Source organism: Methanothermobacter sp. CaT2 (genome assembly GCF_000828575.1).
Taxonomy (GTDB): Archaea; Methanobacteriota; Methanobacteria; order Methanobacteriales; family Methanothermobacteraceae; genus Methanothermobacter.
In genome coordinates this window covers 1,047,966-1,074,377 of the sequence record NZ_AP011952.1, presented here as the reverse complement: position 1 = coordinate 1,074,377, position 26,412 = coordinate 1,047,966, and the positions used below count along the sequence as shown (strand labels likewise).

Sequence of the window (26,412 nt, the reverse complement as noted above, 5' to 3'; positions counted from 1 at the left end):
TTCATGGATGTTCAGGAATTCAATCACAGAATCATGGGAAGGATCAGGGGACTTATAGAGGGTCATGAACTCATAAAACCCGGTGAACATATTGCAGTAGCACTCTCAGGCGGAAAGGACAGTGTACTGACACTGCACGCCCTCTCAGATCTCAGGAGTGACCTTGATTTTGAGCTCACAGCCATAACCGTCGACGAGGGGATAGGGGGCTACCGCAGTGAGGGTGTTATGGTGGCAAGGGAGAACGCAGAACTCCTTGGAGTCGAACTCATAGAGAGGTCATTCAGGGACGAATTCAATTTTGAACTGGACAGGGTAACTGATAGATTCAGCAGCCCCTGCATACCCTGCGGTGTCTTCAGGCGATGGATACTCAACAGGACGGCACGTGAGATAGGTGCCTCAAAGATTGCAACGGGCCACAACATGGATGATGAGATCCAGTCCTTCATCATGAGCCTCGCAAGGGGTGATGTGCGGAAATTCTCAAAATTCGGTCCAGAACTTCAGAGGATACACCGGGCAATGGTGCCGCGCATAAAACCCCTCTGGAGCACGCCTGAGAGTGATGTGAGGCTGTGGGCTGTTCTCAATGATGTGAAGGTCCACCTTGACTCCTGTCCCTACTCTGACCTCTCCATGAGGTCAAGGATAAGGGACTTCCTCAACCATCTTGAATCAGAAGAGCAGGGTGTGAAGTTAAGGGTGATGGAATCACTCAGCAGGACCTTCCTGCCCCTCAGTGAAACCGAGGGCCTCAGGGAATGCCTGAGGTGCGGGGAACCTTCATCAGGGGATAAGTGTAAGGCCTGCGAGTTCCTGGAACTCATAAAAAGCTGATTAAAGCGCATGGTATTGTGCCGCGTGTTTTCTGATTTATTCTATCAGTGTGGTACTCTGCTGTGTCGCGTGGGGCGTTATCCCAGGATCCTTGTCACAGAACCTATGCCCTTGCTCCTTCCCTCACGGAAGATTATCTTCTGACCCTCCCTCACATGGTGGGGCCTGTACTTGAACCTCATCCTCACCCTACCCCTGTCACCTGCAGACATGAAATCAGAGTCAAGGGGCTCAAGAACGGTTGTCTCGGCTATGGTTTCAATGTGGGTCACACTCTCATAACCAGCCTTTATGGTTGTCGGATGCACCAGTATGGCAACCTCTGCCTCGAATTCCCTCACAGCCTCGGGGTCATAGTCAGGGTGTGCCAGTATCATACCCCTCTCTATCTCGTCAGGGGAGGCCCCGGATATGGATATGCCGACGATGTGGCCTGGTTCTGCACAGCCTATCCTGTAGTGGTGCATCTCTATTGATTTGACGGTGACCTCCCGGAATTTCCCTGTCTTTAGGGGCCCCAGGAGGAGGGTGTCACCCTTTCTGACAAGTCCCTGCTGGATTGTCCCGCTGACAACGGTACCAACGCCTCTGATGGTGTATATCTTGTCTATGTACATGAGGAATGGCTCTTCATCCCCGTTAACATCGCGACGGACCCTGAGATTGAGGAAGAGTTCATCAAGGATTTCAAGACCCTCCCCTGTAACCGAGGAGGTCTCGATTATGGGGACTATGTGCTGGTTCATCTTACCGGCTATCCCGGCTGCAGCGTCCCGGCTCTTAACATGGAAGGGGATCCTGCCAACCAGTTTAAGCAGTTCAGATATCTTCTCCCTCACACTTCTCCTGTTCTCATCTGTGGCCATATCACACTTTGTGAGGACCACGATTACCGGGAGCTCCATTGCGATCATTATACCGAGGTGCTCCCTTGTTATGTGTGTAGGCCCCTCATCGGCTGCCACTGTGAGGAGTCCGTAGTCGAGCCTCTGACCCACAATCCCCCTTATGGTTGTTCGAAGCCAGGGCTCATGGCCGACGGTGTCAACGAAGGATATGACCCTGTCGGCCTCGTCCATGAGGCGTGATTTCTCCTTCCTGTCAAGGGGGTTCTTGAGCCTCATAACACTGCCGTTCCTGAAGCCGTAGATGGCGAAGGATAGATCAGCCGATAGACCCCTCTCTATTTCATGCTTCTGCACATCAAGGAATATCCTGGTCTTACCGCTCCCATCATCAGGTGTGCCTGTTGTGAGGGTCCCGAGGAGTGTGCTCTTACCGTGGTCCACGTGGCCGGCGACCCCCACGAGGAGGTGCTCCCTCGCTGTCTTCGTCTTCCTTGAGATTATGACCTCCGCCACCATGCCCTCTGTACCCTCATGGAGGTTAACCTCCTCCACAACAGCACCTATCTCACTGCTGAGGGTTCTGAGGACCTCAACTGACTCATCCAGTTTATCAGCAGGGAGGCCGACCGGTTCACCGCTGTCCTCCACACCCAGCAGGTACACTGCCCTACCGTTACCCCGCTCCATACGGTACTTCATCTGGGATATGAGGCCCTTCTTACGGTCCATCTTGAGGTGATACCTGGCTGAGAGGGCCTTCTTGAATTCTATGTTCCTTCTCTCGCCAGGGGATGTGAATGATCTGAGGTCTTCTATCATATCTCTGAATCTATTCCCTTTTTGATGGATTTGCGAAATGGCAGGAGCCATATTTTTCTTCCTGCAGTTTTCTTACCAGTTCTGATGCTTCCTCGAAGTCATCGGCCCTTCCAAATATGCGCCTATCTTTGACATTCACGGTTCTCCCGCAGACGCATTTCCGGGTCTTCGCACCCTCCCTTGAGTAGAGGGCCCTTCCACAGTCGCATCGGAATATTATGTACATCCTATCACACTGCAGCTTCTTGTTTACATTTATGGGGGGTCATTAATTAATGATTTTTTCCTTCAGTATGATCTCTACTGCGCATTTGAGTATATGTCAGCGGGGTATCTTCATGAGTTCATCGAGGGGTGGTAGTTCCTGGGGGTTCTGGAGGTGCTCCTCTATGCCCCTGCGGTGACCGGCGCCCACAACAGCCACCACCCTGTCCTCCTCGATTGAGAGCAGTCTGTGGGCCATGAAGGCATCCCTCTCCTCAACGAGGACGCGGTAGGCTGCCGGGGAGATCTTCCTGAACTCCTCCATAACCTCAAGGAGGGTGTCATCACTTTTGAGGTCCTCGATGTCCTTCGGGTCATCCTTCCAGAGGAATGATCTTATTATCCCTGCGAAGAACCTGAGTTTTTCCATCCTCCCCATGGATTTAATTGCCCTCTGCATGGTCAGTCCGATGTCACGGTCGATGAGTGCAAGGCCCGCCCCCACCTCATGGGCGGCCTCTATGGCTGCCAGCATCTCTGAGCCGGGTTTTACGCCGAGGTCCTCACCAACCTTCCGCTGGAAGTAGGTTAAGAACCAGCCCGCAAGGATCACTCCAATGTTTCCATGGCGCAGGGCTTCCCGAAAGGATGGTTCATCCCTCTGAACCCCGAGTTTTTCATCCATGAGCCTGCGGTATCTCTCGGGGTCCAGTTCAACTGCAACGACGTCTGGTTCCATCTCAAGGATGGTCCTTCTGACCTCCTCTATACTTTCACTTGATACGTGTGCGGTTCCTATGATCCTGAGTTCCTTCATCTTCAATGCAGCCTCCGGATTTCCTCCATGAGTTTTACTGTCCCATCACGGTAGACTGGAACGTTCCCTGTTATGTTCCTCCTGATGCAGTACTCAATGTCATCCCTGAATCCAAGCCCTTCCAGCCTTTCAGCTGATCTGGATCTGCGGATGGCGTCATCAACCAGGGATCTGTCCTGAACTGCGAGTACAGAGGCCTCTGCATATTCGTCCATTTCACCATCGATGGCTGCTATTATTTCACCGGCGCAGAGGAAGTCCTCTATGGCAAATCTCCCATTAACACCGGCCATAACCACCTCAACTTCATCTGAAAGTTCCCTTGCAGCCTCAGCCACTGCATCCAGGTTGTTGAGACACCCCACAAGGGCATGTGATTTAACGGATTCAAGGATCCTTGTGCCGTTGCTGGTGGTGAGCACCAGCGCATCTCCACTGTAATTTTTAACTTCAATTGGGGAATTGGCTATGAAGCCGGGGACGGTCTCACCTCCGCGTTCCCCCGCGACCGGGTAGCCCTTCCTTGAGTACTTAACGGCCTCTTCGATGTCAGCAACAGGGATCACCTCCCTGAACTGGTCAAGGGCTGCTGTGATGGTTGCACTCGCCCTGAGGAGATCCACCATTATGCACAGTCCACTGCCTTCCTGTCTTTCAAAGCTTAGCCTTATCCTCATTGCTACACCTTCAGTTCATCAGCACACCTTATATAATAATTTATAGAGAAATTTATTGATGAGATATATAGGCTTGTGGGTGAATTCATGAGGATCGTCACAACACCCATGTGTGAGGGGATACTGAGGATTGCTGGTGTCAGGGGGTACAGGGTTAGCAGGACCCCTGAGGACGAGGATGCAGATATTGCCTTTGTACTCTCTGAGACACCCGTGGAGGGGGCCATTAAACTCAGACTCAACACATTCCCCCAGATAAGGGAGGCAGTGGACCTTGTCTTTAAAACCATCCATGCAATGGACCCTGAAAGCCTCAAGTATTCCTCAACCGATGAGATTGACTTTGAGGTCTGCTCTCCCTGGTGGCATGACCCCTCACGGCTCAGGGAGAGGAACAGCAAAATAAAAGTAAGGGTTTATTCAAATTTTTTAAGGGAGATCGTGGAGGACATGGGCTTCAGTGTGGTGGAGGGGGCTGCTGACTTCACAGTATGTCCCGACTACATGGAACTTGACTGTATAAGGGTGCCCTCACACAGGAACCTCCCCCTGGACCCTGTTAAGAGGGCTCTATTCAGGTACAGGTATCTGGAGAGGAAACTATGTATGAAACCTTAACGTATCAGGGCGGTGTGCACCGCCATGAGGAGATGAAGGAACTTATTGAGGACCTGGGGGGCTTTGTGCTCCAGGAGAACATGCTTCAGATGGACCTGATACTCACCCTGGCGGTCCCGATAGAGGATGTGGATAAGGTCAGGGAGAAGGCCAGGGAGCTCCTGGGGAAGATCAAGGTGGCCCCCATGGCCGGTACCGAGATAGCCATTGTCTCTCCGACCCTGGCAAGGCACCACCTACCCCACTCTGCATGTGACATATCAGAGTACCTCAGGAGGTACGGTGCCAAGGATAACATGATAGGACTCGCCCGTGGCGCGGGTAAGGGCATCTCAAGAATATCTGAGGATGAGAAGAGGCTCATAGAGGAGCATGACCTCGCAGTTTTCGCCCTGGGGAGCTTTGAGCAGTGCATAAAGGACAAGGTCCACCTCTTCAGTGACATAAAGATCCCGGTGGTTGTAACCGGCTCCCCCGAGGAGATTGACCTCAGGGATCTTCCAGGTGCAGACGCCTACGTTGGAGGACTGGGAAGAATACCCAGGAGGTTGAAGAGGGGAGAGGATATAAGGGCCCTCAGGAAGCTTGTGGAGGTTGTTGAGGGACTCCTTGATCAGAGAAGGCGCGATATGGCTGCTGATCCCCCTCTGGTCCCATCCATACTTGTGAAGAGCGAGATAGAAAACCAGGTGCCTGCCATAGAGGAGGTGTACTCACCCACACCTGTCACCAGTCAGCTTGATGGTGTCCGTGTCAAACTCAACTATGACCGCCACCATGAGGAGATAGCCGAGGTGAGGGTATCTGATTACCGCCTGGGTGATATCTCCGAGATCAGGAAGTCCATGATGTATGACTACATCCTTGTGAAGCTCCTCCCTGAGAGTTCAATAATTCAGTGATTCAATGAACATAGGGCGCTTCAGCCATGTCAATGGTTCAGTGATTCCATGAAGAGGGAGCTCCAGGTTTCTGTTTTCCTCACCTTCATCACACTTGCCTATTACCTTCTAAACAGCCTTGCTCTGGAATTTCTTGGAGTGGAGTTTATCAGCATCCCCCTGACCATCCTTCTCCCGGCATCAATCCTGTTTGAGAGGGCAAGGCCGAATCCCATTTCCAGGGCCACCTACATTTTTTCAATGTTGTGGCTGGTCTTTCTGATCTATCTCCTCATGGGCTGGGCCCTGGTTCAGTTTATATGGTTTTTCATGGACCTTCCATGGTTGAGGATCCTGGCAGTATCATTGGCTGCACTCAGTGTCTCATATGGCGTATTCAGGGCCAGAAAAATTGAGGTTAAGCATCTTGAGATCCCCTTTCCTGTTGAGAGGAGGGTGAGGTTCGTCCAGCTGTCTGACATTCACCTGGGAACGGTACGCTCTGCTGGTTTCCTTAAAGAGGTCTCAGGGGCTGTCAGGAGGGCTGAACCTGCAGCGGTTTTAATAACAGGGGACCTTCTCGACGGGTCAAGGCCCGTGGATTCCAGGGTTCTATCATCCCTTGAAACAGGAGCACCCATATTTTTTGTTTCAGGCAATCATGATATTTATTCAGGTGACTTCAGGTCAACTGTTTCTGATGCAGGCATAAGGTGCATTGATCAGTCCGTGATTGATTTTGAGGGTATACAGATAATAGGTGTTGGTTACTCAATGGAGAGGCATTCACTTCCAGCCATACTTGACATGCTCGATTTTGATGGGGATAGGCCAGCACTGCTTCTCCATCATCTGCCTGTGGACTGGGGGGATGCCAGGGAGCGCGGTATTGACCTTCAGCTCTCTGGCCACACCCACGGTGGACAGTTCTATCCCTTCAACATTATCGTGGGACTTATGTTCCCATTTCTAAGGGGTCTTTATTCTGATTCAGGGAGGTTCCTCTATGTTTCGGAGGGTACAGGTACCTGGGGGCCGCCTGTACGTCTCGGATCATCCTGTGAGGTAACTGTAATTGATCTGGTTCCTGCAACGGCAGATTATAATGATGGGAGAATCTGAGACGCTTTTTTCTGGAGACAAATCATGGGGTTCTCATCTAAGAGTACTTGCACAAAACTATATATACAAGTTTTGAATATATATTCAAAACATGCCTAGACCAAGAAGATTCAGAAGGATTCTGGGAGAACCCCGTGTGGTCACATTTTCTCCGGAAGCCAGTGATGAGGAGCCAGTGGTTGAGATAACCCTCGATGAATTTGAGGCAATAAGGCTGAGGGACTACCATGACATCAAACAGAAAAAGGCCGCTGAGATCATGGGAATATCACAGCCAACATTCCACAGAACCCTGACATCAGCACGGGGTAAGATAGCAGCGGCTCTGGTCGAGGGCAGACCAATAATCTTGAAGGGAGGTGATTATATCACAGACAGAAGAAGATACAAATGCATGGACTGCCAGTTCGAATGGATCTCACCGGAAAAGGAATACAAAAAATGTCCGGACTGCGGTTCAGAGAACATAACTGTTGTATCAGCTGAAACACTACCAAGGGCTGGTAGAGCCGGCTTTGGAAGGGGCTTTGGCGCTGGAAGAGGAGCTCCAAGGGTTTGCAAATGCATTGAATGTGGATACGAGGCACCGAAAACACCAGGCGTGCCCTGCAGAACACAGAGGTGTCCTGAGTGCGGAGCACCAATGTGTGGAGCCGACTGAATGGAGGACCATCAAATGAAAATATGCATTCCAGTAACAGAAGAAAGGGGCATGGATTCAGAGGTCTCAGAACACTTTGGAAAAACGCCCCTATTTGCTTTTTATGATGACGAAATCAATGAACTGGAAATAATAAAGATAGGGGGAAGGCACAGTGGAGGAGGACTAACACCTGCAGAGATCGCTGTAAATTCCGACGCAGATATCCTAATATGCGCAAATATTGGCTCAAAGGCCATTAATCTTCTCAGAACCCATGGAGTTGATGTTCTGATGGGTGCCAGGGGAACAGTGGCTGAAACACTCAACATGCTTAAAAGGGGTGAGCTTACCGGCGCTACAAATCCATGTAAAGGACGGCATTGAGGTATGGTATGAATAATGAGGATGCTCAAAAGCTGGCTATCATGGAACAGGATGTGAGAATTTCGAGGGCAATGTCCACAATAAAACATAAAATCGTTGTCATGAGTGGAAAAGGGGGTGTTGGGAAGTCCACAGTCACAGTAAAACTTGCCGAAGAGTTTACCAGAAATGGTTACCGGGTATGTGTACTGGATGCAGATGTTCATGGACCCGATATCCCGAAGATGATGCGTGTCAGGGAACCAGAGATCACCCTAACAGGAAATCTTATAAACCCCATACCCACCCCGGTGGGTGCAACTGTAATGTCCATAGAGTTTTTCCTCCCATCAGAGGACACACCGGTCATATGGAGGGGACCAAAAAAGACAGGGGCCATCAGACAGCTACTTTCAGATGTTAACTGGGAGGGTATCGACGTTTTAATTGTGGATAACCCCCCTGGAACAGGTGATGAGCCACTAACGGTTCTTCAGTCAATCCCTGCCATTGACGGCGTGATTATAGTTACAACCGCCCAGGAAGTTTCAGTCCATGACGTTGAAAAATGTATCAACATGGTTAATCAGCTGAAGATCCCTATCATGGGAATCATAGAGAACATGTCATATCTCCAGTGTCCGGAATGTGGCAAAAGGATATTTCTATTCGGTAAAGATGGTGGAAAATATCTTGCAAACAAATTTGATCTCCAGTTTCTGGGTGGAATTCCCTTTGAAAAAGGTATATCCGGGGATAAATCATCAGCCAGTTCATACATCAACACCGGGATGGTGAAGATATTCAATAAAGTGGAGAAATACCTCAAAGATGGTGGTGTTAATTAATGAAGATAGCAATAGCGTCCTCTGGACCCGATCTGGGATCAGAGGTCAGTAGATTTTTTGGGAGAGCCCCCTATTTCATGATTGTTGAAATAAAGGATGGTAATATAGAATCCTCTGAAGTCATCGAGAACCCTTCAGCATCAGCTTCAGGGGGAGCAGGTATAAGGACCGCCCAGATAATTGCAAATAGTGGCGTGGAAGCAGTTATAGCTTCTTCACCAGGCCCAAATGCATTTGAGGTTCTGAATGAACTTGGCATAAAAATTTACAGGGCAACAGGTGCATCAGTTGAGGATAATATCAGGCTCTTCACAGAGGGAAATCTTGAGGAGATACGCTCAGCAGGCAGTGGCCGGGGCAGGAGAGGAAGATAGACACTAAATCCACGATGAGCCGGTGTTTCGATGAAGCCCTTAATGGTAGCAATAACAGGGGGAAAGGGAGGAACAGGAAAATCAACCATAGCATGTTCTCTCGCCATCGCCCTTGCCGATAAATTCAGGGTGCTGCTGGTAGACACAGATGTTGAGTGTCCAGATGACCACATCATCCTGTCCGCCCAGAGAAGAAAAACAGATGAGGTAACTCTTCAGATACCATCCTTTGATTTTTCAGCCTGCTCCATGTGCGGTAAATGTTCAGAGGTGTGCAGAAAAAATGCAATCGTATTTGTGGAGGGCAGGCACCCAATTCTTGTCAGGGATAGATGCAGTGGCTGCGGGACCTGCAGTCTTGCATGCAGAAATAATGCAATAAAGGAGGAGGAGATGGTCGCAGGCTTCCTTTATGATGGCAAACTCCCTGAAAATTATGATGAGAAAATTAGAAGAAATTTCAGGTTACTCTCCGGGGAAACAACTGTGAATATAGAATCAAGTGCACGCCTGGTGGATTCACTCATGAAAAATGCGAGGGAGCACCATGATATGGACTTCATAATCATTGACACGGCAGCAGGGGTCCACTGTAATGTTATACATGCCATCATGGGCGCTCACCTTGCCTTTGCTGTGACAGAGCCAACACCCTTTGGGAGTCATGACCTAAAACTGATACTTGAGCTACTTGAGAGGCTTGGCGTAACATCGAACATCATCCTCAACCGTGCAGGCATTGGTAACGCAGACCCGGTACTCGAGGTTTCCAGAGAAACAGGGAGGCCCATTGTGGCTGAAATAGAATATTCTAGGGATGTAATGGAGGCCTATTCAGCGGGTGAACCCCTTAAGGTTCCAGGAATAGCTGCTGTTGTAGAGTTACTTGAGATGCAGAGGTGTTAATGTGAAGGAGGTATGCATCCTCTCAGGAAAGGGTGGGGCTGGAAAGAGCAGCATAGTGGCTTCAATGGCTGTTTTACTCGCTGATAGGTTGGAAATAATCGTTGGAGACTGTGATGTGGACGCACCCAATCTGGCCCTCATCCTGGGATCTTCAGGGGATGTGGAGTGCGAAACCATAAGGGCCTCTGAAAAGGCATTTTTAGTGGCTGAAAGATGTAAATCAAGAAAGAAATGCGTGAGGGTATGCAGATTCAATGCAATAAAATGGAGTGCTAGGAACTCAAAACCTGAAATAAATGAATTTCTCTGTGAAGGATGCGGAGCATGTGAATATATATGCCCTGATAGGGCGATAGACATCAAAGAAGTTGATACAGGAAAGATTTGCTATTTCAGGTCTGATTATGGATTCGGTGTAGTATCCGGTCATCTTAAAATTGGTGAGAGAGGCTCAGGAAAGATTGTGGATTCTCTGAGGGGGAAGGTATCTGAAATTGGAAGAGTGGAGGGCCTGGATCTGGCTCTTCTGGATTCAGCAGCAGGTATTGGCTGCCCTGTGGTATCATCAGTTAAGGGATGCGACCGGGCCATTATAATAACGGAACCTACAAAGGCAGCTATAAATGACTCTAAACGTGCAATAGAGCTTGTAAGGCATTTTGGGATCCCACACTCCATAATAATCAATAAATACGATTTAAATCATGAGATCGCAGCTGATATAGAAGATCTTGCAGATAGGAATGAGATACCAATCATGGGAAGGATACCCTACGATTTGGCATTTACCGATGCTCTGGTTAACGGATTACCCGCAGTAATCTGCAATCCCCACCTTAAAAAGCTATTTAGGGGGATTGTTGAGGAGCTAATGCTAAATATGGGGCTGGATTGACATGAAAGGGAATGATGAAGCACCACTCAAGGAGGGAGAAATCGCTTCCAGGTATTCGGTAATCATCAACATGATTTTAGTGGTTATAAAGGGGTTTACCGGTTATCTATCTGGAAATATAGCTCTGATAGCAGACGCTATACATTCCTTTGCGGATGTCTTCTCATCAGCAGCCGTATTCATTGGCCTTAAGCTCTCACAGAGAAAACCTGATGAACTATTTCCCTATGGATACCATAGAATTGAAACCCTTGTCTCTCTCCTCGTTTCAGTGCTGATCATCATAACGGGTCTTGAGATAACATGGGACTCCATTATCTACATTTCAAATCCAGTTTCAGAGGTTTCCATGGCCACGGCAAGCCTTGCAGTGAGTTTGATATCAATTGGAGTCTCCTATGCCATTGCATTTTATAAGGTGAGGGTCGGGAGGAGAATCGGTTCAACAGCCCTCCTGAACGATGGAAAGCATAGCTACGTGGATGTCATATCCTCTGCAATCGTCTTCATCGGGATCCTGGGGGAGTACATGGGTCTTCATGGTTTCCAGGGTATCGCTGGAGTAATTATATCCATGGTGATAATTTATATCGGTATCCGGCTTGCAAAATATGACGTCCTAACCCTCCTTGATGCATGTATTGACACGGATTCAATGGAAATCATAAAAAAGACAGTCTTATCGGTCCCGCGTGTTGAGGGGGTTCATGAGATTAGAATAAGAAGATCTGGACCCTACCTCTTTGGTGAACTCCATATTGAACTTGAAAGGGGGCTGCCGGTAGATGAAATAGAGAGAATCATTTCTCAGATAAACTCTAAGGTTAAGGAGACAGTCCCATCCATTGACCACCTTACGGTCCAGCCCGAAACAGTTAAAAAGGAGGAAGTTGTGGTTGCGGTGCCACTCGCAGATGATCAGGGAATGAACTCCACAATCAGCACCCACTTTGGAAGGGCGAACTTCTTCCTTATTGCAAGAACCCGGAAGGGCGAGATACTTGATTACAGGATAATTGAAAATCCAGGGAAATCCCTTAAAACAAAGAGGGGGATTCGAGCTGCTGAACTTCTGAAGAGCAGAGATATTGATGTTCTGGTGATTGAAAAACTATCAGATGGTCCAAAACTTCTTTTTTCAGATTATCTCCTTGGAACAGTACCTCCTGAAGGAGCATCCCTTGAGGAGGTCATTAGAAAGGCATCCCTAAAATTTTCAGAGTGATGCTCTGGAGGGGTCACCCTATCACAGCTTTCCCTGGAGCATCCAGGTAACGGTTCTTATATGCTCCTGCTGCTGACGGACCTCCTCAGTTATTGATTTTAAAAGCCTGGACGTCATGGGAACCGGCACACTCCGGAATACATAGGATTCCAGGAGTAAATTGAATGCTCTCTCCTCTGCCACACTATCAAATCGCCTTTCATCTGACCTCATGAAGACCGGGTTTTCATCCTCAGGGAGTTTTCTGACCTCCTCACCGAGTTCAGTGCCTGGGAGTGGCTCGGCAATGCTCACGAAGTAGTCATCGAGCATGAGTTCATCTGCAAGTTCAATGGTTTTCCTGTAATCCTCCTCGTCCTCACCGGGATAACCAACGATGAAGGACCCTGCAACCCTTAGATTGTACTCCCTTGCAAGTTCAACAGCCTCAACAACCTGATCAGGGGTTATGCCCTTTTTCATCTTCCTGAGCATCCTCCTGCTCCCTGATTCTATACCATAGAAGACCCATCCATTCGTGTACTCTGATATTGCCTCAAGAATCTTCGGGTTAACCATATCGACCCTTATATCGGGCACGGTGAGGTTTCGCCTGCCTGTGACCTCACTTATGCGCCTCAGGAGATCCCTGAAGGCGTCCTCATCAATACCCCTGAATTTGCTGCTGCCGTAGAGGGTGCCTGTACCTCCACTTATGGCGAACCTCCTGGCACCAGATGCCTTCAGTTCCCGGACCTCCCTGATTATGTCCTCAAGGGGCCTGCTCCTCACCTTTCTGCCAAAGAATTCAGGGACCTGACAGAAGGTGCAGTTACCTGGACAGCCCCTGTGGGTTTCAATGTAGACACTGGCACCCCGTATATCCTCCCGGGAGATGTCACCCGGAACAAGTGGGAGGGGCCTCTCCATGGGGCAGGGTGATGATTCAATGACCACAATTCCCTCAGGTGATCTGAAGGCTGCACCGGGGACATCCTCTGGTTTACAATTTCCAGCTGCAAGTTCCATCACAGCACCGACCTTGTCCTCACCCTCACCCATCACCACGAGGTCCACATCGAGGTACCTGAATACCATTTCAGGGTCTATGCTGACAGGGCCACCCACCACCCTGAAGCCGCCCATATTATTAATAATATCCCTGTACCTCAGGAGGTGGATGGTGGACTGAAGGCTTATGAATACGATCCCTGAGTTAACACCATCAAATCCCTTCCTGATTTCAACCCTGTGTCCAAGGTCCCTCAGGGCCCCTGCGATGAGCATTGAACCGTAATTGTAGTGCTCAGGTGTTACAACAGTTACATGACTCATTCAGAAGCACCAAAGAAATTTATTGCCTGTATGAGTTCATAGAAGGCTTCCATCTCCCTCTCGATCACGTCATACTCTGAGAGGGTGCCGCTCATCTCCCCATCAACGGTCAACCTGTCAGGACCCCTCACAACGATCCGGTCGACACCGTCACGGCTGAGAACCTCCCTGGCCTGCATGTCATGCACAAAGGCCCTTCCAGGGATTATGACTGTTTCCCTCAGATCACCGGGATCCACCTCCTCAAGGTCCCTGAGGGTTATGAGGCAGGCTATGTCCTTATTGACACCGACGACGTTCACAAGGTCAGCGGCACCCAGGTTGTGTATTATCTTCCTTATGTAGGGCGCTGAAATGGATCCGGTGATTATGGTGGCCTCGCCCTGAATCTCAGGGAGGATTTCAAGGTATTCCCTGCTTGAATCAGCTGCAAGGACAAATGGCGTGCCGTTCTGGGGGTCACAGACAGGGGTTCCGGTCACACGGAGATTGAATTCCCGGTCAATTGCCCTCACAAGTTCTTCAAATTCAGAAACAGTGTGGGGCTCCACGCCCTCAATGATGGGCTCATTTCCAAGTATGAGTCCCTGGTGTTCATAGTTGGCGAATCTCATCATGATGAAACCGGTGGCACCCCACTCCTCGAGTCTCGCGCATGTTTCAAGGAGGTCATCGCCATCGTTTACCCCTGGTATTATCACCGATGCTGCATGGACCTCACAGGATTCACAGAATATCCTGAGGGCCTCGATGGCCCTGGAGGCGTTTTTATCCCGCATCCACTCACGCCTCAGATCAGGGTTTGCTGAGAACACGGTGAAGGTGACCTCGTCAACACCATTTTCAATGAGCCTTGAGGCGATTCCGGGGTCATCGATACCCTTTCCACTGGTGTATCCGAGGTGAATGGGGATTCCGAATTCACCCAGACCTCCTGTGAGTTCTTCAAGATGGGGGTAGCAGCTCACATCGCCTCCGCCGCTGATGTTTATCTTCAGGTCCTTATCCTGAAAATTTCCCATCATGAGTGTTGTCTGCACGTTGCCCATGACAAGGAATGGGGGTAGAAATTCATTACCAATCTCTGCAACACCCTTTCCACAGGTTTCACATCCAACCCTACCTGGTGAACAGTTTTTACACCCAAATGCTTCAAATTCACCAACTTTACGGAAGTAGCAGTACCTGCAGAATCCCCTGCAGTCCTTTCCAGGTATACCACCTAAATCAGCTATTATCTGCATGTCACTCTCTCTGTGCAGCTCTCTAAATATAATTTATTACCAGCTCCGGACCCATGGTGCGGTGGCTCTGAGTGACCAGGGGATGATTATTATTACTCCCGCCTGATGATACCCTGCTCTGTGATGATCACAAAAATCAACGCTACCATATAAAAAATCCAGAAAACCCTAAAAAAAGGTGTTTTTACATATAAATCTTTCGACTTGATTCAGAAAGAAATCTTAATTAATTATAATCAAGTTAAATATGCATCGTATACTAAGACGGGTGTTTTAACACCCTCCAAGGGCCTTCTTGCCTTTTCTAAAAAGGGGGGTCTTGGATGTCTAGTATACGGAACTGATTGTTAGGAGGGAAAAAATGGCGAAGTTTGAGGATAAGGTCGACTTGTACGACGACAGAGGCAACCTCGTCGAAGAACAGGTGCCATTAGAAGCTCTGAGCCCACTTAGAAACCCCGCCATTAAAAGCATTGTGCAGGGGATTAAGAGGACAGTGGCTGTGAACCTTGAAGGTATAGAAAACGCCCTGAAGACAGCTAAGGTCGGCGGACCTGCCTGTAAGATAATGGGCCGTGAACTCGACCTCGACATAGTCGGGAACGCCGAGTCAATAGCAGCCGCTGCAAAGGAAATGATACAGGTGACCGAGGACGACGACACAAAGGTCGAGCTCCTCGGTGGAGGTAAAAGGGCACTCGTACAGGTCCCAAGTGCGAGGTTCGATGTTGCAGCAGAATACTCTGCAGCACCACTCGTAACCGCCACAGCATTTGTCCAGGCCATAATCAACGAATTTGATGTTAGCATGTACGATGCTAACATGGTTAAAGCAGCCGTTCTGGGAAGATACCCACAGTCTGTGGAGTACATGGGGGCAAACATAGCAACAATGCTGGACATTCCACAGAAACTGGAAGGCCCAGGATACGCACTGAGGAACATCATGGTGAACCATGTTGTTGCAGCAACACTCAAAAACACACTCCAGGCAGCAGCACTATCAACCATACTCGAACAGACAGCAATGTTTGAGATGGGTGACGCTGTAGGAGCATTTGAGAGGATGCACCTCCTTGGACTTGCATACCAGGGAATGAACGCAGACAACCTGGTCTTTGACCTTGTTAAGGCCAACGGTAAGGAAGGTACCGTGGGTTCAGTCATAGCAGACCTGGTCGAAAGGGCCCTGGAAGATGGTGTCATAAAGGTTGAGAAGGAACTCACAGACTACAAGGTCTACGGCACAGACGACCTTGCAATGTGGAACGCCTATGCAGCAGCAGGACTCATGGCAGCCACAATGGTTAACCAGGGTGCAGCAAGGGCAGCACAGGGTGTATCATCAACCCTGCTCTACTACAACGACCTCATAGAATTCGAAACAGGACTACCAAGCGTGGACTTCGGTAAAGTGGAAGGTACCGCTGTAGGATTTTCATTCTTCAGCCACTCCATCTACGGTGGAGGTGGACCAGGTATCTTCAACGGAAACCACATCGTTACAAGGCACAGTAAAGGATTCGCCATACCATGTGTGGCAGCTGCAATGGCACTGGATGCAGGAACCCAGATGTTCTCCCCAGAAGCAACCTCTGGACTCATAAAAGAAGTATTCAGCCAGGTTGACGAGTTCCGAGAACCACTCAAATATGTTGTGGAGGCAGCAGCTGAGATTAAAAACGAAATTTAAATAATCTCTCAGAACTGGGGGCAAAAAACCAATGGACGTTCAGATATTTCCACACCGGCTACTAGGGGCTGACACCACCGAGAAACTCCTTAACCGCCTTGAGGACATCAGCGGCGTTAAGAGAATGGTGATACATGGACAGCGCCTGCCACCAGAGGACCACCCTGACAGACGCATAATCAGCGTTAAAGGTCAGGAATTCGAGCTTCAGGTGAAAACAGGCCGAGTACTCCTTGAGATAGAGGACGAGGATACAATAACTGACATCAAAAGGGTCTGTGAGGATCTCCTGCCCTTTGGATACGATGTTACTCCTGGAAAATATATAAGGACGCAGAAGACAGTGACGGATGAGATAAAGTATGGTGAGGACCTTGATAAGGTGCCGGAGGAACTCATAGGTCTTACAGACCAGAACGCCCGGCTCAGTGAAAGGGCCACCATAATAAAAAGGAAAAAGGAGCATTAGATGATCGGAAAGTGCACTCACGTTGTTGACTGTAGAGAAACAATGGGAATGGGTGAGGGAGGAGGAATAGCCCAGAGGGGTACCTTCGCCCAGTGTGGAAGTGAAGTCCTTGCGGTGGCAATGTCACCTGGCAGACGCCACATCACAAAGCCTGTCTGCGAGATAACATTCGCCCTCAGGGAAGCCAACATAATGACCAGTACCATAGTCCTGAATGCAGGTGCGGGAGTCCCGCAGGACGCTCCAAGCGCCGGAGCAGGAAGTCTCTTTGGTCTGACACCCGCAGAAGTCGAGCAGATGAAGAGGCACAAACTCCTGGTCGTACACCTTGGAGGAGTAAAGAACCACATCACCTACAAGGCGCGCCTCATACTCAGGAACGTCGACAGACCATGCATAATCATCTGCGAATACCCGGTGGACTTCGAGGACTTTGCAAAGATAGGTGTAAGGACAAGGGCCGTCATGCCAGATGAACCAAAAACAAAGGGCACCATTGTTGACATTGTGAGTGGAGTCATAAGAGGAGAAACCTGTCCCCAGGAAAAACTGGATGAGATTATAAGGAAGGTTAAGTTAGCATTAGGAGGTGCATGATATGGCACAATACTATCCCGGAACAAGTAAGGTTGCTCAGAACAGAAGGAATTTCTGTAACCCTGAATACGAACTCGAAAAGCTGAGAGAAATCTCAGATGAGGATGTAGTAAAGATTCTGGGTCACAGGGCCCCAGGGGAAGAATATCCAAGTGTTCACCCACCACTGGAAGAGATGGATGAACCAGAGGACGCAATAAGGGAAATGGTTGAACCAATAGACGGTGCAAAGGCCGGTGACAGGGTCCGATACATACAGTTCACAGACTCAATGTACTTTGCTCCAGCACAGCCATACGTACGATCAAGGGCATACCTCTGCAGGTACAGGGGTGCAGACGCAGGTACGCTCTCAGGACGTCAGATCATAGAGACCAGGGAGAGGGACCTTGAGAAGGTATCCAAGGAACTTCTTGAAACAGAGTTCTTTGACCCTGCAAGATCAGGTGTCAGGGGTAAATCCGTCCACGGACACTCACTCCGTCTCGACGAAGACGGTATGATGTTCGACATGCTGAGAAGACAGATCTACAACAAGGACACCGGCAGAGTCGAAATGGTCAAGAACCAGATCGGTGACGAACTCGACGAACCCGTGGACCTTGGTGAACCACTGGATGAGGAAACCCTCATGAACAAAACAACCATCTACCGTGTGGATGGTGAAGCCTACCGTGATGATACAGACGCCGTGGAGATCATGCAGAGGATCCACGTTTTAAGATCACAAGGAGGGTACAACCCAGAATAATCCGGGGGAGGTGTAGATTATGGCTGACAAATTGTTCATAAATGCTTTAAAGAAAAAATTTGAAGAATCCCCTGAAGAGAAGAAAACCACATTTTACACACTTGGTGGCTGGAAACAGTCCGAGCGAAAAACCGAGTTTGTGAACGCTGGTAAAGAAGTGGCAGCAAAGAGGGGCATACCCCAGTACAACCCTGACATAGGTACTCCGCTGGGTCAGAGGGTACTCATGCCCTACCAGGTCTCAACAACAGACACCTTCGTTGAAGGTGACGACCTCCACTTCGTAAACAACGCTGCCATGCAGCAGATGTGGGACGACATAAGGAGAACCGTTATAGTCGGTTTAAACCATGCCCACGCCGTCATAGAAAAGAGGCTGGGTAAGGAGGTCACACCGGAGACCATAACCCATTACCTGGAAACAGTGAACCACGCAATGCCCGGTGCAGCCGTCGTGCAGGAGCACATGGTGGAGACCCACCCAGCACTGGTGGCAGACAGCTACGTCAAGGTCTTCACAGGTAACGATGAAATTGCAGATGAAATCGACCCTGTATTCGTCATAGACATCAACAAACAGTTCCCAGAGGACCAGGCAGAAACCCTCAAGGCAGAGGTTGGAGACGGAATCTGGCAGGTCGTCAGGATCCCAACCATAGTCTCAAGGACCTGTGACGGTGCAACAACCTCACGATGGTCCGCCATGCAGATAGGTATGTCCATGATTTCAGCCTACAAACAGGCAGCAGGTGAAGCCGCAACAGGGGACTTCGCATACGCTGCAAAACACGCTGAAGTTATACACATGGGTACATACCTGCCTGTGAGACGTGCAAGGGGTGAAAACGAACCTGGTGGCGTGCCATTCGGTTACCTTGCCGACATCTGTCAGAGCTCAAGGGTCAACTATGAGGACCCTGTCAGGGTGTCACTGGACGTTGTGGCAACCGGTGCAATGCTCTACGACCAGATCTGGCTAGGATCATACATGTCAGGTGGTGTAGGATTCACCCAGTACGCAACAGCAGCCTACACAGACAACATCCTCGACGACTTCACCTACTTCGGTAAGGAGTACGTGGAGGACAAATATGGACTCTGTGAGGCACCAAACACCATGGACACAGTCCTTGACGTTGCAACCGAGGTCACATTCTACGGACTTGAACAGTACGAGGAATACCCTGCACTCCTCGAGGACCAGTTCGGTGGATCCCAGAGGGCAGCAGTTGTTGCAGCTGCAGCCGGATGTTCCACAGCCTTCGCAACAGGAAACGCCCAGACAGGTCTCAGCGGATGGTACCTCTCAATGTACCTGCACAAGGAACAGCACTCAAGGCTCGGATTCTATGGTTACGACCTCCAGGACCAGTGTGGTGCATCCAACGTCTTCTCAATAAGGGGCGACGAGGGACTGCCACTGGAGCTTCGTGGACCTAACTATCCAAACTACGCCATGAACGTGGGACACCAGGGTGAATACGCAGGTATATCACAGGCACCACACGCTGCCCGTGGAGACGCCTTCGTGTTCAACCCACTGGTGAAAATAGCATTTGCAGACGACAACCTCGTCTTCGACTTCACCAACGTACGTGGCGAATTCGCCAAAGGTGCTCTGCGAGAGTTCGAACCAGCCGGTGAAAGAGCACTCATAACACCTGCAAAATAGATTAACGAAGGTGCATTGCACAAACTTTTTAAGTGTAATGCACCTAATTTTTTTTATTCAAAAAAAATAAAAGGAGGAAGAAATATGGACCCTATGATAACAGGTTTAGGTGTTGTAGCTCTCATGGGTGCAGCTGCAACCATAGCAGGAGCCGCAGAGGACTTAGAGTCTGACGTAGGATCCCAGAGTAACCCCAACTCACAGGTTCAGCTGGCACCACAGATGGGACACCTGCACCGTATAATCAACAAGGCCGTTTCAGGGGAACCCGTTGCCTACGGGACCTGGTGCGGTATTGCTGGTTCAGTTGCATATGTGCTGATGCAGTCAATGCAGCTGCCTGTGATAATGGCAATTGCAGTTGGCGCTGTAATAGCCGCAATGGTACACACAACCTACGCTGTAACATCCCACATGGGACGAATTGTTAGCCAGTCCCAGTTCAACCAGCCGCTCTTCATGGACATACTGGTTGAGCACTTAGGCCCAATTGCAGGGCATGGATTTATTGTGACATTCTGTGTTGTAGGATTATCATACCTCATGACACTACCAATCCCTGGTCTGGCACACCCATTCCCGCTGCCACTGCTGGCAGTGCTCTGGGGTATAACAATAGGTGCAATCGGTTCATCAACAGGGGACGTCCACTATGGTGCTGAAAGGGAGTACCAGCAGTACCCCTTCGGTGGAGGTATCCCGGTAGCGATTCACGGTGACATAACAACAAAGGCAGAGCTGGGTGCAAGGAACTCAATGGACGTTGTTCACTTCTGTGCAAAGTACGGTGGACCATTAACAGGATTCGCATTCGGTACAATCGTATTCCTCAGCTTCTGGAACACAATAGTCTTCGGTATAACCGGCGGAATAATATCCGGCCTCATAATAGTCTTGTTACTGATAATCCTCAACAACAGACTTGAAGTCTTTGCAAGAAACAGATATGGACCATACAAGGAGGATGAATAGATGGATCCATTACTACTGATAGGAGCTATAACCGCTGGAGGAGTGCTCATAGGTGGAGGTGTTCACTTCGTACCTGTGGGTGGTGCGCCAGCAGCTATGGCAACAGCCACAGGTGTGGGTACCGGTACAGCAATGCTTGCTGCAGGTGCAGGTTTAACAGGACTCATAACAGCTGCAGCAATGACCGGACAGTCCCCACTCATGATAATGGCTGCTGGAGCCGTTGGTTCAATGCTCATGATAGGTATCACCATGCTTGTGGGTAACCTCATCTACGTATATGGTGTGGGTACAGTCCCTGTATCAGCGAAGGTGGCTGTTGACCCATTAACAGGCATGGAACAGGAAAAATATGTCACCCCTGGTACCGAGGGTCATGGTCTACCAACCGTCTGCTTTGTCAGCGGTATAATCGGGGGAGCCCTCGGTGGAATAGGCGGTGGACTCATATACTGGGCACTCAACGAGGCCCTTAAGACCCTGTCATATGGTGCAATGGGTGCTGCAGGTGTTGCAGCAATCTTCGCCGTCGGCATATTCTTCATAAATGCGGTTATTGCATCATATAACATTGGAGGTACCATAGAAGGTTTCCACGATCCTAAATTCAAGAGGATCGGAAGGGGAATAGTGGCATGTCTCATAGCCTCCATTGTTGCAGGCGCCCTTTCAACATTACTCGTATATGGAGGTGTCTTCTAATGTCAGTAGCAGCAGGAGGACCGGCCGGCGCAGCCATACCTGAAAGCAGGCTCATGGCCCTGGGAATAATCGGTGGACTGGCAGGTATATACGCATCAGCAGTTAACCCGATCATAGGCCCTGTTCTGGCATCCCTTGGAGCTGTCTGTGCAATCGTATGGGGTGCAGACGCCATAAGGAGGGTTGCAAGTTACGGTCTGGGTACTGGTGTCCCATCAATAGGTTACATGTCAGTTTCAATAGGTATAGTTGGTGTGGTTGCTGGGCTTGCATCAGCTTTCACACTGCCTGCCATAGCTTCACCGGTTGTTGGACTCATACTTGCCATGATACTGGGTATCGTTGTGGCTGTACTCGGTAAGAAGATAGTTAAGATGAAAATCCCGATCCTTGAAAAATGTACAGCTGAGATCTCAGGGGCAGCAGCTCTCTCAGTGCTTGGATTCTCAGCAGCCATTGCAGGCAGCTACACCATGCAGGCAATTCTAACATCAGTCATAACAACTGGATTCATAGGCTTGCTCTTCATACTCAACACAATGGCAATCCAGCACCCATTCAACGCCTGTCTCGGACCAAATGAGAACCAGACAAGGACCCTCAAGCTGGCAGCATCAACAGGGTTCATATCAATGGCCATTGTTGGTCTCCTTGGGATAGGACTGAACCCTGGCTGGTGGCTCGTTTCACTGGTGGGTGCACTCTGCTGGGTCGTGGCCTTCAAGTCATTCGTGAGCGCATCCTTCGAGGAAGCTGCATCCGTGAAATGGTCAGGTCTCTGGCCTAAGGAGGAAGAGCAGTAGGAGGCTTTAAAAATGGAAATGTTACCACTTGTTAAGATCGCTCCGGAATACAACCTGACCCTTGATCCTTCCACCGGTATGATAGGGGCTGCTCTCGGAAGGGAAGTTATAATATTATCCATGGATGAGATAAACGAACAGATAGCAGAATTAGAGGCTACAGCAGATGATCTGATTAACTCACTGGACCCAACAACCATCCCCCAGGGTTCATACCCTGGAAGGGAGGGAGTGTACCTCACAGCAGGTAAACTCACCAACATGGTTTATGGGTTCATCCTTGGTCTGATCATCCTGTTTGCCCTGCTCTTATAGGAGGTGTTATGAGTGGTTGAAAAGAAATCACCTGCTGAAGGATGGCCTGTGGTCAACGGGGACTACATTGTGGGTGACCCCGAAAGTCCTGTGGCTGCCACCACCCTTGCCTCACACATAGAAGACGTGCCAGTGGAGGCCGGCGCTGCCATTGCAGGGCCATGCAAGACAGAGAACCTCGGTATCGAAAAGATGATCGCCAACCTCATATCCAACCCCAACATCAGATTCCTCATACTCTGCGGTTCAGAGGTCCAGGGACACATCACAGGGCAGAGTATAGAGGCACTCCACCAGAACGGTGTGGACCCTGATAAGAGGAACATCATCGGTGCAACCGGTGCCATTCCCTACATAGAGAACATACCAGACGAGGGTATTGAGAGGTTCCAGAAACAGCTGGAAATCGTCAACCTCATAGACGTTGAGGATGCCGACGCCATCAAGGCCAAGGTCAAGGAATGCATCGAAAAGGACCCCGGTGCATTTGAAGAAGAGGCAATGGTCATAAAGGTAGAGGAAGGCGGAGAAGAAGAGGAAGGCGAAGAAGTCAAACCTGTGGCACCAGAAACAGCACTCATAGAGGCCAGGATGAGGAACATCCAGACACAGGTTAAAATGATAGGTTCCACCAACAGAATGTTCGCAGGTATGTACTCAGGTAAGGTTCAGGGTATAATGATAGGCCTTGCATTTACCCTGACACTGGGCATACTGCTACTGGTCTAGGGAGGCTTCCAGATGATTATACTATCCAACAAACCGAATATACGTGGCATTAAGCGTGTTGTAGAGGACATAAAATACCGGAACCAGCTCATCGGTAGAGATGGCAGGTTATTCGCAGGTCTGATAGCCACAAGGATTTCAGGTATAGCCATCGGATTCCTCCTGGCTGTCCTCCTTGTAGGTGTACCTGCAATGATGAGCATATTAGGGGTGATCTGATGTCAGAGGAAGATAAAACCACAATACCCCGCGTACTTGTCTCTGCTGATGAATTCAACAAGGCGAACGAGAGGCTCGATGAGATCGAGGAGAAGGTGGAATTCACCGTAGGTGAATATTCACAGAGAATAGGACAGCAGATCGGTAGAGATATAGGTATTTTATATGGTATTGTGATAGGTCTGATTATCCTTGCAGTAACAAACATACTGTTTGCAGGACTGTTAAAAGGACTTTTAAAATCCCTATTCGGACTATAACTTGGAGGTTTACATATGTTTAGGTTTGATAAGGAACAGATCGTACTGGATATAGCTGGAACCAAAATTGGTGGTCAGCCAGGAGAGTACCCAACTGTCTTAGCAGGAACAATATTCTATGGTGGACACAACATCATCGAGGATGAGAAGGCAGGTGTCTTTGACAAGGACAAGGCAGAAGCCCTCATAAAGACCCAGGAAGAGATGTCTGATGTCACAGGTAACCCGCACATCGTCCAGACCTTCGGTCAGACACCAGAAGCAATTGTCAAGTACCTCGAATTTGTGGGTGATGTGACAGACGCACCATTCTTCATAGACTCAACATCCGGTGAGGCAAGGATCGCAGGTGCTAACTACGCCAGTGAAGTTGGACTTGAGGACAGGGCAATCTACAACTCAGTCAACATGGCCGCTGATGAGGCAGAACTTGAGGCCCTCAAGGAAACAAAACTCTCAGCTTCAATTGTCCTCGGGTTCAACCCAATGGACCCCACAGTTGATGGTAAGATTGGAATCTGGGAAGACGGTGCAGGCACAATAGACAAGGGTCTTCTTGAAATGGCTGCCGAGTGTGGTATCGACAAGTACCTCATGGACGTGGCTGTAACACCACTCGGTCAGGGTGCCGGTGTGGCTGTGAGGACATCCTTTGCAGTCAAGAGCAAATGGGGTTACCCTGTTGGTAGTGGTATACACAACGTGCCATCAGCCTGGGACTGGCTACGTGAATACAAGAAGGACCACAAGGAGGCCTGGCCTGTCTGTGACGTTGGATCCAACCTGATCCAGCAGATGGCCGGTGGTGACTTCGTCCTCTACGGTCCAATAGAAAACGCCAAAATGGCCTTCCCTGCCTGTGCAATGGCTGACATATTCATAAGTGAAGCAGCCAAGGACATAGGCACAGAACCAGTGGAAGATCACCCATTCTTCAAACTGCTCTAGGAGCAGTTAAACCATTTAATTTTTTTTCCAATAGCTTTAATACTAATCTCTTTATTTTTATTATAACAATCTTTAAATACAAGAAAACGGCAACATATTTCCGACACAAACTTTTAAGTGCCGGTATTCAATTATTATACTGGTCTTGAGGGTATTGAAGAAAATTCTTCAGTGGTGATAACTTGCTTGAAAGGGTATTGATTCTCATAGTGGGCCTTGTGGCCTCCTTGATACTGGTTATAAAATCTGCAGATCTATTCGTTGATAACCTGGTTGACCTTGGATCCTCCCTGGGATATCTGAGGTCATACTCGGTGTTACTGCATCTGCCATCGGGACATCCCTCCCTGAATTCGGTTCAGCCCTCATAGCATCCCTGTCCGGGAGTACAGATATAGGGGTGGGATGTGTTATAGGCTCAAACATATGGAACATTGCAGGAATCCTGGGGATATCCTCTGTGGTGGCAGGGATCATAGAGACCAACGCCGACGGTCTTAAGAGGGATTTCAGCGCAACCCTTGTAACGGGCCTGATTCTTCTATTTTTCATGTTCTTCGGAAATATAGGTAAAATTGCAGCACTTGTAATGGTCCTAACCTATGCTGTTTATCTCTGGCGCCTCATAAAGGCCCAGAAGACCTATTCAGATGAAAATTCAGGTAAAAATGAAAGAGAACCCCTTGACCTAAAAAAGCTTGCTCTCACAGTCCTGGGATTCGCAGGTCTTGTTATAGGCTGCCGGATACTTGTGTACAGCGGAGTTGAACTGGCAGACATCGCAGGGATACCTGCCATGATAATGGGACTCTTCACACTGGCCATAGGCACCAGTATACCGGAACTCGTGGTCACACTGTCATCTGCGGTGAAGGGGCTCCATGAACTCTCAGTAGGCACAGTCCTTGGAAGCAACACCTTCAACATACTTGTGGGCATAGGTGTACCGGCCCTCATAGCACCTGTACCCGTCGAGAGACTGTCCCTCACCTTTGATGCGCCGGTGATGATACTTGTCACTGTGCTCCTTGTCCTCCTTATAAGGCAAGGGGACATGAAACTTAAGAGGAGTGGCGGCATAGTTTTACTTGCAGTGTACATATCATATGTTATTATGAGACTTTTTGTGCTGGCGTGATTGAAATGTACAGGAAAATTCTGGTTCCAACAATGGGAGAATACATGGATGAACTCATAGAGCACACCCTCGACCTCCTCCATGGGAGGGAAGCAGAGGTCATATGCCTATACGTGGTTGACACGGCGGTACCATTCCTCACACCCAAGAAGGTCAAGGAGATGATGGTTAAGGAGCTGACCCAGAGGGGTAATGAGATACTGAGGGACATGGAAAAGGGGCTCACAGGCCCAGAAAACCCCAATGTCAGCTTCAAGGCTGTTATGCGTGAGGGTGACCCTGCAGATGAGATAGTTAAAGTTGCAGAGGAGGAGGATGTCGACGTCATAGTGATGGGTACAGGTAAGAGCCTGGTTGACAAACACCTCCTTGGAAGTGTATCAGAGAAGGTGGTACACTACGCACCCTGCACAATTCACCTGGTGAGGACAGTCTAACAACAAACCCTCACCCACCAGACTTTCTAGGGTGAAGATCCCCTTTAAACCTTTTATTCTTTTTCATCT

The 26,412-nt window shown here is 49.3% G+C and carries 31 protein-coding genes and 1 pseudogene; 26 read left to right on the top strand and 6 right to left on the bottom strand.

The genetic code is table 11. The features are described 5' to 3' along the window. Positions 1-3 precede the first annotated feature (3 nt). A complete protein-coding gene (locus MTCT_RS05475) occupies positions 4-840 on the top strand; it encodes a TIGR00269 family protein (RefSeq protein WP_048175751.1) in 837 nt (278 codons plus the stop codon). A 77-nt stretch (positions 841-917) separates the two neighbouring features. Here the strand turns inward: MTCT_RS05475 and MTCT_RS05470 are convergent, their stop codons facing one another. From MTCT_RS05470 to comB, 4 genes are all read right to left on the bottom strand, one after another. Further along, on the bottom strand, positions 918-2,507 hold the full coding sequence (locus tag MTCT_RS05470; protein WP_048175750.1) for a GTPBP1 family GTP-binding protein: 1,590 nt from the start codon (positions 2,505-2,507) through the stop codon (positions 918-920). A 10-nt stretch (positions 2,508-2,517) separates the two neighbouring features. Further along, positions 2,518-2,733 (bottom strand): DUF1922 domain-containing protein, encoded by a 216-nt coding sequence (locus tag MTCT_RS05465; protein ID WP_048175749.1) that lies wholly within the window; start codon positions 2,731-2,733, stop codon positions 2,518-2,520. A gap of 96 nt (positions 2,734-2,829) precedes the next feature. Beyond that, positions 2,830-3,528: a TraB/GumN family protein gene (locus tag MTCT_RS05460; protein WP_231855382.1), complete on the bottom strand. Its 699-nt coding sequence runs from the start codon at positions 3,526-3,528 to the stop codon at positions 2,830-2,832. 2 nt (positions 3,529-3,530) lie between these two features. After that, positions 3,531-4,205: a 2-phosphosulfolactate phosphatase gene (gene comB / locus MTCT_RS05455; protein ID WP_048175747.1), complete on the bottom strand. Its 675-nt coding sequence runs from the start codon at positions 4,203-4,205 to the stop codon at positions 3,531-3,533. Positions 4,206-4,292: 87 nt separating this feature from the next. Here comB and MTCT_RS05450 point away from each other — a divergent pair, with 87 nt between their 5' ends. The 10 genes from MTCT_RS05450 (at position 4,293) to MTCT_RS05405 (ending at position 12,080) form a co-directional block, all read left to right on the top strand. Beyond that, positions 4,293-4,823 (top strand): hypothetical protein, encoded by a 531-nt coding sequence (locus tag MTCT_RS05450; RefSeq protein WP_048175746.1) that lies wholly within the window; start codon positions 4,293-4,295, stop codon positions 4,821-4,823. Further along, a complete protein-coding gene (locus MTCT_RS05445; protein ID WP_048175745.1) occupies positions 4,808-5,725 on the top strand; it encodes a methanogenesis marker 7 protein in 918 nt (305 codons plus the stop codon). The genes MTCT_RS05450 and MTCT_RS05445 overlap by 16 nt, the downstream gene beginning before the upstream one ends. 48 nt (positions 5,726-5,773) lie before the next feature. After that, complete coding sequence (locus tag MTCT_RS05440; protein ID WP_048175744.1) at positions 5,774-6,826, top strand: metallophosphoesterase; 1,053 nt, start codon at positions 5,774-5,776, stop codon at positions 6,824-6,826. Between the two features lie 91 nt (positions 6,827-6,917). Further along, complete coding sequence (locus MTCT_RS05435) at positions 6,918-7,487, top strand: DUF134 domain-containing protein (protein ID WP_048175743.1); 570 nt, start codon at positions 6,918-6,920, stop codon at positions 7,485-7,487. A 15-nt stretch (positions 7,488-7,502) separates the two neighbouring features. Next, positions 7,503-7,853, top strand: a complete 351-nt coding sequence (locus MTCT_RS05430) for a NifB/NifX family molybdenum-iron cluster-binding protein (RefSeq protein WP_048175742.1) — start codon at positions 7,503-7,505, stop codon at positions 7,851-7,853. Between the two features lie 41 nt (positions 7,854-7,894). Beyond that, the gene (locus MTCT_RS05425) at positions 7,895-8,680 is read left to right on the top strand and encodes an Mrp/NBP35 family ATP-binding protein (RefSeq protein WP_231855271.1); all 786 of its coding nucleotides are present in this window, start codon (positions 7,895-7,897) and stop codon (positions 8,678-8,680) included. Continuing rightward, on the top strand, positions 8,680-9,054 hold the full coding sequence (locus MTCT_RS05420) for a NifB/NifX family molybdenum-iron cluster-binding protein (protein ID WP_048175740.1): 375 nt from the start codon (positions 8,680-8,682) through the stop codon (positions 9,052-9,054). The genes MTCT_RS05425 and MTCT_RS05420 overlap by 1 nt, the downstream gene beginning before the upstream one ends. A gap of 30 nt (positions 9,055-9,084) precedes the next feature. Continuing rightward, positions 9,085-9,960 carry a 4Fe-4S binding protein gene (locus tag MTCT_RS05415; protein WP_048175739.1) on the top strand — a complete coding sequence of 292 codons (876 nt, stop codon included), beginning with the start codon at positions 9,085-9,087 and terminating at the stop codon, positions 9,958-9,960. Between the two features lies 1 nt (position 9,961). Beyond that, a complete protein-coding gene (locus MTCT_RS05410; protein WP_048175738.1) occupies positions 9,962-10,855 on the top strand; it encodes an ATP-binding protein in 894 nt (297 codons plus the stop codon). A 1-nt stretch (position 10,856) separates the two neighbouring features. Then, positions 10,857-12,080: a cation diffusion facilitator family transporter gene (locus MTCT_RS05405; protein WP_048175737.1), complete on the top strand. Its 1,224-nt coding sequence runs from the start codon at positions 10,857-10,859 to the stop codon at positions 12,078-12,080. A gap of 21 nt (positions 12,081-12,101) precedes the next feature. Here MTCT_RS05405 and MTCT_RS05400 read toward each other — a convergent pair whose 3' ends face one another. Together MTCT_RS05400 and mmp10 are read right to left on the bottom strand one after the other, a co-directional pair. Beyond that, complete coding sequence (locus MTCT_RS05400) at positions 12,102-13,394, bottom strand: methyl-coenzyme M reductase glutamine C-methyltransferase (protein WP_048175736.1); 1,293 nt, start codon at positions 13,392-13,394, stop codon at positions 12,102-12,104. Next, on the bottom strand, positions 13,391-14,638 hold the full coding sequence (gene mmp10 / locus MTCT_RS05395) for a methyl coenzyme M reductase-arginine methyltransferase Mmp10 (RefSeq protein WP_048175735.1): 1,248 nt from the start codon (positions 14,636-14,638) through the stop codon (positions 13,391-13,393). The genes MTCT_RS05400 and mmp10 overlap by 4 nt, the downstream gene beginning before the upstream one ends. Positions 14,639-14,999: 361 nt before the next feature. Between mmp10 and mcrB the strand changes: the two genes are divergently transcribed. The 15 genes and pseudogenes from mcrB (at position 15,000) to MTCT_RS05320 (ending at position 26,343) form a co-directional block, all read left to right on the top strand. Next, positions 15,000-16,331, top strand: coding sequence for a coenzyme-B sulfoethylthiotransferase subunit beta (mcrB, locus tag MTCT_RS05390; RefSeq protein ID WP_048175734.1), 1,332 nt, complete (start codon positions 15,000-15,002; stop codon positions 16,329-16,331). A 31-nt stretch (positions 16,332-16,362) separates the two neighbouring features. Beyond that, complete coding sequence (gene mcrD, locus MTCT_RS05385) at positions 16,363-16,800, top strand: methyl-coenzyme M reductase operon protein D (RefSeq protein ID WP_048175733.1); 438 nt, start codon at positions 16,363-16,365, stop codon at positions 16,798-16,800. Then, the gene (mcrC, locus tag MTCT_RS05380; protein ID WP_010876790.1) at positions 16,801-17,397 is read left to right on the top strand and encodes a methyl-coenzyme M reductase I operon protein C; all 597 of its coding nucleotides are present in this window, start codon (positions 16,801-16,803) and stop codon (positions 17,395-17,397) included. 1 nt (position 17,398) lies between these two features. Next, entirely contained in the window at positions 17,399-18,148 is a 750-nt protein-coding gene (gene mcrG, locus MTCT_RS05375; RefSeq protein WP_048175732.1) for a coenzyme-B sulfoethylthiotransferase subunit gamma, read from the top strand. Positions 18,149-18,167: 19 nt separating this feature from the next. Further along, positions 18,168-19,820, top strand: coding sequence for a coenzyme-B sulfoethylthiotransferase subunit alpha (mcrA, locus tag MTCT_RS05370; protein ID WP_048175731.1), 1,653 nt, complete (start codon positions 18,168-18,170; stop codon positions 19,818-19,820). Positions 19,821-19,904: 84 nt separating this feature from the next. Continuing rightward, positions 19,905-20,792 carry a tetrahydromethanopterin S-methyltransferase subunit E gene (mtrE, locus tag MTCT_RS09305; protein ID WP_048175730.1) on the top strand — a complete coding sequence of 296 codons (888 nt, stop codon included), beginning with the start codon at positions 19,905-19,907 and terminating at the stop codon, positions 20,790-20,792. Further along, positions 20,793-21,494: a tetrahydromethanopterin S-methyltransferase subunit D gene (gene mtrD / locus MTCT_RS09300; protein ID WP_048175729.1), complete on the top strand. Its 702-nt coding sequence runs from the start codon at positions 20,793-20,795 to the stop codon at positions 21,492-21,494. After that, positions 21,494-22,297, top strand: a complete 804-nt coding sequence (mtrC, locus tag MTCT_RS05355; RefSeq protein ID WP_048175728.1) for a tetrahydromethanopterin S-methyltransferase subunit MtrC — start codon at positions 21,494-21,496, stop codon at positions 22,295-22,297. The genes mtrD and mtrC overlap by 1 nt, the downstream gene beginning before the upstream one ends. Positions 22,298-22,309: 12 nt before the next feature. Further along, positions 22,310-22,612 (top strand): tetrahydromethanopterin S-methyltransferase subunit B, encoded by a 303-nt coding sequence (locus MTCT_RS05350; RefSeq protein WP_048175727.1) that lies wholly within the window; start codon positions 22,310-22,312, stop codon positions 22,610-22,612. A 12-nt stretch (positions 22,613-22,624) separates the two neighbouring features. Next, positions 22,625-23,341: a tetrahydromethanopterin S-methyltransferase subunit A gene (gene mtrA / locus MTCT_RS05345; RefSeq protein WP_010876783.1), complete on the top strand. Its 717-nt coding sequence runs from the start codon at positions 22,625-22,627 to the stop codon at positions 23,339-23,341. Positions 23,342-23,353: 12 nt separating this feature from the next. Continuing rightward, positions 23,354-23,560 (top strand): tetrahydromethanopterin S-methyltransferase subunit F, encoded by a 207-nt coding sequence (mtrF, locus tag MTCT_RS05340; RefSeq protein WP_010876782.1) that lies wholly within the window; start codon positions 23,354-23,356, stop codon positions 23,558-23,560. Then, positions 23,560-23,820: a tetrahydromethanopterin S-methyltransferase subunit MtrG gene (mtrG, locus tag MTCT_RS05335; RefSeq protein ID WP_048175726.1), complete on the top strand. Its 261-nt coding sequence runs from the start codon at positions 23,560-23,562 to the stop codon at positions 23,818-23,820. Before mtrF ends, mtrG begins: the two co-directional genes overlap by 1 nt. A 15-nt stretch (positions 23,821-23,835) precedes the next feature. After that, complete coding sequence (mtrH, locus tag MTCT_RS05330; protein WP_048175725.1) at positions 23,836-24,768, top strand: tetrahydromethanopterin S-methyltransferase subunit H; 933 nt, start codon at positions 23,836-23,838, stop codon at positions 24,766-24,768. Between the two features lie 182 nt (positions 24,769-24,950). Further along, positions 24,951-25,906: pseudogene (locus tag MTCT_RS05325) on the top strand (calcium/sodium antiporter). Between the two features lie 5 nt (positions 25,907-25,911). Then, entirely contained in the window at positions 25,912-26,343 is a 432-nt protein-coding gene (locus MTCT_RS05320) for a universal stress protein (protein ID WP_048175724.1), read from the top strand. The last annotated feature ends 69 nt before the right edge of the window (positions 26,344-26,412 follow it).

Coding starts and splice junctions, on each gene's coding strand:
- MTCT_RS05425 (WP_231855271.1), top strand. CDS start 7,895: ATGGAACAGGATGTGAGAATTTCGAGGGCAATGTCCACAATAAAACAT.
- MTCT_RS05415 (WP_048175739.1), top strand. CDS start 9,085: ATGAAGCCCTTAATGGTAGCAATAACAGGGGGAAAGGGAGGAACAGGA.
- mtrF (WP_010876782.1), top strand. CDS start 23,354: ATGATTATACTATCCAACAAACCGAATATACGTGGCATTAAGCGTGTT.
- MTCT_RS05460 (WP_231855382.1), bottom strand. CDS start 3,528: ATGAAGGAACTCAGGATCATAGGAACCGCACACGTATCAAGTGAAAGT.
- mtrH (WP_048175725.1), top strand. CDS start 23,836: ATGTTTAGGTTTGATAAGGAACAGATCGTACTGGATATAGCTGGAACC.
- mcrA (WP_048175731.1), top strand. CDS start 18,168: ATGGCTGACAAATTGTTCATAAATGCTTTAAAGAAAAAATTTGAAGAA.
- MTCT_RS05400 (WP_048175736.1), bottom strand. CDS start 13,394: ATGAGTCATGTAACTGTTGTAACACCTGAGCACTACAATTACGGTTCA.
- mcrC (WP_010876790.1), top strand. CDS start 16,801: ATGATCGGAAAGTGCACTCACGTTGTTGACTGTAGAGAAACAATGGGA.
- MTCT_RS05350 (WP_048175727.1), top strand. CDS start 22,310: ATGGAAATGTTACCACTTGTTAAGATCGCTCCGGAATACAACCTGACC.
- MTCT_RS05465 (WP_048175749.1), bottom strand. CDS start 2,733: ATGTACATAATATTCCGATGCGACTGTGGAAGGGCCCTCTACTCAAGG.
- mcrG (WP_048175732.1), top strand. CDS start 17,399: ATGGCACAATACTATCCCGGAACAAGTAAGGTTGCTCAGAACAGAAGG.
- mcrB (WP_048175734.1), top strand. CDS start 15,000: ATGGCGAAGTTTGAGGATAAGGTCGACTTGTACGACGACAGAGGCAAC.
- mtrC (WP_048175728.1), top strand. CDS start 21,494: ATGTCAGTAGCAGCAGGAGGACCGGCCGGCGCAGCCATACCTGAAAGC.
- MTCT_RS05450 (WP_048175746.1), top strand. CDS start 4,293: ATGAGGATCGTCACAACACCCATGTGTGAGGGGATACTGAGGATTGCT.
- MTCT_RS05430 (WP_048175742.1), top strand. CDS start 7,503: ATGAAAATATGCATTCCAGTAACAGAAGAAAGGGGCATGGATTCAGAG.
- mtrG (WP_048175726.1), top strand. CDS start 23,560: ATGTCAGAGGAAGATAAAACCACAATACCCCGCGTACTTGTCTCTGCT.
- mtrE (WP_048175730.1), top strand. CDS start 19,905: ATGGACCCTATGATAACAGGTTTAGGTGTTGTAGCTCTCATGGGTGCA.
- MTCT_RS05320 (WP_048175724.1), top strand. CDS start 25,912: ATGTACAGGAAAATTCTGGTTCCAACAATGGGAGAATACATGGATGAA.
- MTCT_RS05470 (WP_048175750.1), bottom strand. CDS start 2,507: ATGATAGAAGACCTCAGATCATTCACATCCCCTGGCGAGAGAAGGAAC.
- mmp10 (WP_048175735.1), bottom strand. CDS start 14,638: ATGCAGATAATAGCTGATTTAGGTGGTATACCTGGAAAGGACTGCAGG.
- mcrD (WP_048175733.1), top strand. CDS start 16,363: ATGGACGTTCAGATATTTCCACACCGGCTACTAGGGGCTGACACCACC.
- MTCT_RS05405 (WP_048175737.1), top strand. CDS start 10,857: ATGAAAGGGAATGATGAAGCACCACTCAAGGAGGGAGAAATCGCTTCC.
- MTCT_RS05445 (WP_048175745.1), top strand. CDS start 4,808: ATGTATGAAACCTTAACGTATCAGGGCGGTGTGCACCGCCATGAGGAG.
- MTCT_RS05435 (WP_048175743.1), top strand. CDS start 6,918: ATGCCTAGACCAAGAAGATTCAGAAGGATTCTGGGAGAACCCCGTGTG.
- MTCT_RS05420 (WP_048175740.1), top strand. CDS start 8,680: ATGAAGATAGCAATAGCGTCCTCTGGACCCGATCTGGGATCAGAGGTC.
- MTCT_RS05475 (WP_048175751.1), top strand. CDS start 4: ATGGATGTTCAGGAATTCAATCACAGAATCATGGGAAGGATCAGGGGA.
- comB (WP_048175747.1), bottom strand. CDS start 4,205: ATGAGGATAAGGCTAAGCTTTGAAAGACAGGAAGGCAGTGGACTGTGC.
- MTCT_RS05440 (WP_048175744.1), top strand. CDS start 5,774: ATGAAGAGGGAGCTCCAGGTTTCTGTTTTCCTCACCTTCATCACACTT.
- mtrD (WP_048175729.1), top strand. CDS start 20,793: ATGGATCCATTACTACTGATAGGAGCTATAACCGCTGGAGGAGTGCTC.